Annotated in this window: 8 protein-coding genes; 1 reads left to right on the plus strand and 7 read right to left on the minus strand. The window is 66.1% G+C overall.

Annotation, left to right across the window (positions count from 1 at the left end; translation table 11 throughout):
- Positions 1–30: 30 nt before the first annotated feature.
- The 7 genes from pheT to VL752_RS10365 form a co-directional block, all read right to left on the minus strand.
- A complete protein-coding gene (gene pheT / locus VL752_RS10335; RefSeq protein ID WP_325354825.1) occupies positions 31–2493 on the minus strand; it encodes a phenylalanine--tRNA ligase subunit beta in 2463 nt (820 codons plus the stop codon).
- Positions 2494–2497: 4 nt separating this feature from the next.
- On the minus strand, positions 2498–3565 hold the full coding sequence (pheS, locus tag VL752_RS10340; protein WP_325354827.1) for a phenylalanine--tRNA ligase subunit alpha: 1068 nt from the start codon (positions 3563–3565) through the stop codon (positions 2498–2500).
- 94 nt (positions 3566–3659) lie between these two features.
- The gene (gene rplT / locus VL752_RS10345) at positions 3660–4037 is read right to left on the minus strand and encodes a 50S ribosomal protein L20 (protein ID WP_325354829.1); all 378 of its coding nucleotides are present in this window, start codon (positions 4035–4037) and stop codon (positions 3660–3662) included.
- A gap of 17 nt (positions 4038–4054) precedes the next feature.
- Entirely contained in the window at positions 4055–4258 is a 204-nt protein-coding gene (gene rpmI, locus VL752_RS10350; protein ID WP_325354831.1) for a 50S ribosomal protein L35, read from the minus strand.
- A 220-nt stretch (positions 4259–4478) separates the two neighbouring features.
- Positions 4479–4772 (minus strand): helix-turn-helix domain-containing protein, encoded by a 294-nt coding sequence (locus tag VL752_RS10355; protein ID WP_325354833.1) that lies wholly within the window; start codon positions 4770–4772, stop codon positions 4479–4481.
- Complete coding sequence (locus VL752_RS10360) at positions 4738–5010, minus strand: BrnT family toxin (protein WP_325354835.1); 273 nt, start codon at positions 5008–5010, stop codon at positions 4738–4740. The genes VL752_RS10355 and VL752_RS10360 overlap by 35 nt, the downstream gene beginning before the upstream one ends.
- A gap of 50 nt (positions 5011–5060) precedes the next feature.
- On the minus strand, positions 5061–5516 hold the full coding sequence (locus VL752_RS10365; RefSeq protein ID WP_325354837.1) for a DUF2147 domain-containing protein: 456 nt from the start codon (positions 5514–5516) through the stop codon (positions 5061–5063).
- 79 nt (positions 5517–5595) lie between these two features.
- Here VL752_RS10365 and dapF point away from each other — a divergent pair.
- On the plus strand, positions 5596–6377 hold a 782-nt coding region (gene dapF, locus VL752_RS10370; protein ID WP_325354839.1), incomplete at its 3' end, for a diaminopimelate epimerase.

Raw genomic sequence — 6377 nt, forward strand, 5'->3', positions numbered from 1 at the left:
GTCAATCGAAGGGTCGCTGAGGCGGTCGGGTTACCGCAGCGTGGCGCCGGTCGCCTTGGTGACAGCGGCGACCACCTTGGCCGAAACCTCCTCGATCTCGGCGTCGGTCAGGCTGCGTTCCTTCGGCTGGAACACGACCTCCACGCCCAGCGATTTGCGGCCCGGCTCCATCTTCTCGCCCTCATAAACGTCGAACAGCGTGACGCCGGTGATGAGCTCCCGCACCGCGCCGCGCGCCGCCCGCAGCACCGCGTCTGCCGCCACGTCGCTCGTGGCGATGAACGCGAAATCGCGCCGCAGCGGCTGGAAGGCCGAAAGCTCCGGCGCTGCCTTCTTCCGGCGCTTCGGCTCCGGGATCGCATCCAGGAAGATTTCGAAAGCGACGGCATTCTGCGGCAGATCCAGCGCGCGGATCAGGCTCGGATGCAGGGCGCCGAAGCGCGCGAGCATCACTTTCGGACCCTGGCGTACGGTGCCGGAGCGGCCGGGGTGGTAATAGCCCGGCGCATCGGCGGTCACCGTCAAAGCCTCCAGCGGCAGACCAAGCCCAGCGAGCACCGCCCAGACATCGGCCTTGGCGTCCATCGCCGTCACGCCACGCGCCGGCTCCAGCCAGCTGCGTGGCGTTTCGCCCAAGCGGAGACCGGCCGCCACCACCTGCTGCCCGCCGCGGACACCTTCATGGAAGGCGGGTCCGACTTCGAACAGGCCGTGATCGGCAAAGCCCCGCGCCGCATTGCGGGCGCCGGCGAGCGCCAGGGTGATCAGCGGCGTCGCCCGCAGCTGGTCGAGATCGGAGGCGATCGGATTGACCAGACGCAAGGATTCCGGCGCCTCGCCGAACAGCTCGGCCACCTTATGGTCGGCAAAGCTGAAGGTCACCGCCTCGGCGAGACCGCGGCTCGCGAGCAGCCGTTTCGTGACCAGCGCGCGGCCTTGGCGCGGCGTGAAGGACGCGGCGGGAACGGCCCCCAGGGGCGGCAGCGAAACGGGTTCCACCCGGTCGATGCCCCAGATGCGCAGCACCTCTTCCACGAGATCCACTTCCGGCTCGATCTCGGCCACACCGGCCGAGACCTTCGCCAGAACCTCAGGGCTCAGCGCGCGGGCGGGTTCCAGGCCGCCACGCCCGGCGATGTCGTTGCGCCAGGAGGGCACATGGACGGTGATGCTGTCCTCGTCACTCGACGCCAGACCGAAACCGAGGCGGCGGAGAATCTTCTCGGCCTCGTCGCGCGGAATATCGGCGCCGGCGAAGCCGCGCAGCCGCTCGAAGCGCAGTGTCGCCGTGCGGCGCCAATCGGGCTCGGCCCCGGCCGAAACGGGTTCGGAAGCCTCACCGCCGCAGAGTTCGATCACCATCTGGGTCGCCGCTTCCAGCGCCGCGGGCATCAGCGCCGGGTCAATGCCACGCTCGAACCGCGCCCGCGCGTCGGAGGCGATCTGGTGGCGGCGGCCGGTCAGCGCGATCGCGATGGGGTCAAAATAGGCGCATTCGATGAAGACGTCCGTCGTCTCCTCGGTGCAGCCGGTCTCCTCGCCCCCCACGACACCGGCCAGCGAAACGACGCCTTCGGCATCGGCAATCACGCAGTCATCGGCGGTGACCGTTACCTCCTTGCCGTTCAGGGCGAGGAAGGTTTCGCCGGCGCCGGGGCGCAGGGTCAGCATGTTGCCCTTCACCTTTGCCACATCAAAGACATGCAGCGGGCGGCCGAGGTCGATCGTGAAGAAATTGGTGATATCGACCAGGGCGCTGATCGGACGCAGGCCGATGGCCCGCAGACGATCCTGCAGCCAGGCCGGGCTCGGCCCGTTCTTCACGCCGCGCACCGTGCGGCCGAGTACCCAGGAACAGGCTTTCGTGCCGTCGATGGCCCAGGTAATGGCGCTGGAACCTTTGGACGGCACGGTATCCGGCGTCCAGGTCTTCAGTATGCCGACACCGGCGGCGGCGAGGTCGCGCGCGACACCGCGGACGGAGAGCGCATCCCCGCGATTGGGGGTCACCGCAATCTCGATCACCGGCTCGTCCAGCCCCTTGTAGTCCACGAAGCGCGCCCCGACAGGCGCATCCTCGGGCAGTTCGATGATACCGTCATGATCCTCGCCCAGGCCCAGTTCGCGGGCCGAACACAGCATGCCGTTGGACGCGACGCCGCGGATTTCGCCCGCCTTCAGCACCATGCCACTGGCGGGGATGGTGGCACCGACGGGTGCGAAGACAACCTTGATGCCCGTGCGCGCATTGGGTGCGCCGCAGACGACGGAAACCGGCCCCTCGCCCGCATCCACCGTGCAGGCCCGTAGCCGGTCCGCGTTCGGATGTTGCACCGCTTCGATGACGTATCCGACCCGGAAGGGAGCGAGTGCCGCGCCGGGGTTCTCAATGCCCTCGAGTTCGAGACCGATGCCGGTAAGCCGGTCCGTAATGGTTTCGAGGGAAGCCGTGGTGTCGAGATGCTCGCGCAGCCAGGAAAGGGTGAATTTCATCGTCTCACACCCCCTCGTGCAGGGTCGTCGGTTGGAAGGGTGAGGCGCCGTAATGCTTCAGCCAGCGGATATCGCTTTCGTAGAATAGCCGCAGATCGGAAATGCCGTGCTTGAGCATGGTCACCCGCTCGATCCCCATGCCGAAGGCGAAGCCCTGCCACTCCCGCGGGTCGATGCCGCAATTGGCCAGCACCTTCGGATGCACCATGCCGCTGCCCAGGATCTCCAGCCAGTCGCCACCGCCGCCCAATTCGCCGGTGCGACGATTCCATCCGATATCGACCTCCATCGAAGGCTCGGTGAAGGGGAAGTAGCTGGCGCGGAAACGCACCGGCAGATTGGAAATGCCGAAGAAGCTGCGCAGGAAATCGGTCAGACAGCCTTTGAGATGCGCAAGCGTGATACCGCGGTCGATAACCAGCCCTTCGCATTGATGGAACATCGGGCTGTGCGTCGCGTCGTGATCCGCGCGGTAGGTGCGGCCGGGCACGATCAGGCGCAGCGGCGGCGGCTCGGACAGCATGGAGATGATCTGTACCGAACTCGTATGCGTGCGCATCACCAGCGGATAACCCTCATGGGTTCCCGGCAGATAGAAGGTATCCATGTCGCTGCGTGCGGAGTGGTGGGCCGGGATGTTCAGCGCGCCGAAATTGTACCAGTCGGCCTCCACTTCCGGGCCTTCGGCGACCGTGAAGCCCATGGCGCCGAAGATCGCCGCCATCTCTTCCATCGTCCGGCTGATGGGATGGATGGAGCCGCGCGCGTCCGGCGCGGGCGGCAGGGTCACGTCCATGCGTTCAGCGGCGAGCCGTGCCGCGAGTGCCGCCTGGTCGATCACCGCCTGGCGGCCAACCAGCACGCCTTCCAGCGTGTCGCGCAGCGCGTTCACTGCGGCACCCCGGGCCTTTCGCTCCTCGGGCGCCACTTGGCCCAGGCTGCGCAGCAGGCCGGTGATGCGGCCCTGCTTGCCCATGAAGGCGACGCGCACGGCGTCCAGCGCGCGTGGGTCGGAGGCTTGGGCAATCGCCGCCTCGGCTTCTGCTTGAAGGGCCAGAAGATCGTCGGACATGGAAGGCTCCGAAAAAAGAAAAGGGCCGCCGTGGATCGGCAGCCCTCTCATTCAAGTCACCTGGGTCACGGCACCCCGGGCGGGGCGCGCGGGATCAGGCAGCCGCGGCGGGCGCGGCTTCGAGGACGGCCTTAACCTGGCTGACAATGCCAGCGAAGCTCTCGGCGTCATCAAAGGCGATGGCGGCCAGAACCTTGCGGTCGAGTTCGATATTCGCCTGCTTCAGGCCGAAGATGAACTGGCTGTAGGTCAGGCCCTGTTCACGGACGGCCGCATTGATGCGCTGGATCCAGAGCGCGCGGAATTCGCGCTTCTTGTTCCGGCGATCGCGATAGGCGTACTGAAGGGACTTCTCCAGGCGCTCGAGCGCGATGCGGTAGTTGGTGGAGGAACGGCCAACGAAGCCCTTGGACTGAGCCAGGACCTTCTTGTGCCGGGCGTGGGTGGTAACGCCGCGTTTAACACGTGCCATTGATCAGATCCTCTCTCTCACGCCAGCCCGTAGGGGGCCCACTGCTTCACCGTCTTGCCGTCCATTTCGGTCAGCGTCTGGGAGCCGCGGTTGGTGCGCTTCATCTTCTGAGAGCGGTTGATCAGGCCGTGGCGCTTGTTGCCCGGGCCTGCCAGAACCTTGCCGGTCGCGGAAATCTTGAACCGCTTTTTGACCGACGACTTGGTCTTCATCTTGGGCATTTTGGTCTCCTTCAAATTACCCTGGCCGATGGTGCCGCGATCTGCGGCGCCGGACAGGTGTCGCGGCCGGGCATGCCCATTTCAGGCCCGGCACACAGACGAACGAGGCGCGGCGTATAGCGAACCCCTGGCCCCGCCGCAAGCGCGGAGGCGACCGGCTGGAATGCGCGGGCCGCCCGCGCGGGCGGCACCGCTCCGGCGATCCCTCGCCGACAGCGTCCTATGCCGTCTCCCGGGACAAGACGTCGGCGACCATGTCAGGATGCCGGGCGATCACACGCAGATAGGCGATCGCAAAATCCGGCGCTGTCGAGCGCGCCTGCTCCCAGTCGCGCAGCGTGCCCACCGGCACATTGAAGCGCGCGGCAAATTCCGGCTGGGACAGGCCGAGTTTCGTCCGTGTCACACGGACCAGCCGGGCGCGCTGGCCACGCTCCAACCCCTCGACACTCACATCGCGGTCCTCTGGATCATTCCGATCAGCCGGGATTGCGATAGACTCGCTCTTCCGCATTGTTGCTCCTCCTTACGGAGATATATCTTGGCAGATCGCCCCGCCACACGAAGACCGCCGTGAAAAGACGATCTCTTACCATCCCTATCAACTTGAAGCGCTCTTCCTCATCCTCCAGACGGATCGTTGGCAAGATCCGATAGTTCCCGTCCTTCAATATCTCGTCGCCAAATATCAGTGGCAGCCCATGCTTGGCTTGATTGGCCATATCCTTCGCAGGATCGAAGCGATCTGACATGACGCTATATACGGAATTTCCGTATGAATGGGAAGGGGCGGGACCTGATCTTACCCGCCCACCCGCTGCCAGGTCTGGGTGCGGCCGAGCATCGGCGTGCCGATATAGCCGCGCACGAGGAGCGTATCACCGCCGGGGGCGAGATGCATGCGGCAGCGATAGACCTTGCCGTCCTCCGGATTAAGGACGGTGCCGCCATCCCACTGATTCCCATCGGGTTTCAGCCCCTGGATGATGACGAGGCCGAGCACCGGCTTGTTCGCGGCATAGCCCGCGCAATGCTGGCAGACGACACCGTCGTAATGATGGTCGAGGATCTGCGTCACCCGCCCATACAGCAATCCGTTCTGTTCATAGACGCGGACGATGGCGCGGGGCTTGTGCGTGTGGTCGTCGATCGTGCGCCAGTCGCCGACCGGCGAGGAGGGACCGGCCGCGGAAGCAGGGCCGGCACCCAGGGCCATGGAGAGCCCCAAGGCTCCGGTCACAAATGCGCGTCTCCGCATCCTCTTCCTCCCTCGAGACAAAACTGGCACCCGGCAATCGCTCTTCCGGCCGGGGCGGGGGGCTCCTATAACCCGAGGAATGCAGATCTCCTTCATGAAGATGCATGGGGCGGGGAACGATTTCGTCATTCTCGACGGTCGGACCCGCGCCCTCGGCCTCACCACCCCGCGCGTCCGCCATCTGGCGGACCGCAGGCTCGGGATCGGCTGCGACCAGCTGATCAGCCTGGAACCAGGGCGCGATGGCGCTGATGTCTTCATGCGCATCCATAACCCGGACGGCAGCGAGGCCGGCGCCTGCGGCAATGCAACCCGATGCGTCGCCGCGCTGATCGGCCAGGAGACGGGCCGTGACCGCGTAGTGATCCGCACGATCTCCGGCGATCTCCTTTCCGTCCTGCACGGCGATGGTTCCGTGACGGTCGATCTTGGACTGCCGCGCTTCGCTTGGGATCAGGTGCCGCTGGCCTCCGCGATGGACACGCTGCACTTGCCGCTCGCCGATGGCGCCGTTGCCGATCCCGCAGCTCTTTCCATGGGCAATCCGCACGCGACCTTCTTTGTGACCAGTATCGCGGCAACCCCTGTAGCGACCCTTGGGCCGCGTTTTGAAACCGACGGGCTTTTCCCCGACCGCGCCAATATAGGTTTCGCGGAGATTCTGTCCCCCGAACGGATCAGACTTCGCGTCTGGGAACGCGGCGCGGGGCTCACGCTCGCCTGCGGGTCCGGTGCCTGTGCCGCGCTCGTCAATGCCGCACGCCGGGGCCTTACCGGCCGGCGGGCGGAGATGATCCTGGACGGCGGGCGCCTGACCATCGAATGGCGCGAAGCGGACGGCCATGTGCTGATGACCGGGCC

The organism is Acidisoma sp., assembly GCF_035492295.1.
Lineage (GTDB): Bacteria > Pseudomonadota > Alphaproteobacteria > Acetobacterales > Acetobacteraceae > Acidisoma.